Source organism: Enterobacter cloacae complex sp. 6730903, assembly GCF_048283985.1.
GTDB classification, from domain to species: domain Bacteria; phylum Pseudomonadota; class Gammaproteobacteria; order Enterobacterales; family Enterobacteriaceae; genus Enterobacter; species Enterobacter hormaechei_C.
This window is the reverse complement of sequence record NZ_JBLVXX010000191.1, coordinates 1-311: the sequence shown is the minus strand read 5'-3', so window position 1 is coordinate 311 and position 311 is coordinate 1. Positions and strand designations below refer to the sequence as shown.

General features: G+C 38.9%; 1 protein-coding gene. It reads right to left on the bottom strand.

Annotated elements, in window-relative coordinates:
* Positions 1 to 71: 71 nt before the first annotated feature.
* On the bottom strand, positions 72 to 311 hold a 240-nt coding region (locus ACNQ0W_RS25515; protein WP_417933324.1), incomplete at its 5' end, for a hypothetical protein.

The window sequence follows — 311 nt, the reverse complement described above, 5'->3', positions numbered from 1 at the left end:
GCAATAATTGGGATTAAAACAACTGTTCCACCAATTTGAATAAAATTAAGTCCTGATTGTGCAAGCTTTAATTAAAATGCTTGAATACTATCAGCACTGTAATTGGTCTGAACATAATCCATCACAGCTTTGGACATTTGATCGGTATCAATTTCCATTTGCTGGACATGGAATGTCGAAGAAATCCACGGTAATAGCTCTGCATTAATCCAATGGATCCCCGCTGGAATACTGACTCGAGCGTAAACAAGTTGTTTCCAGATCAGTGGAACCAGGTACCACAATGCAACGGTTAAAGTTACACCTATACC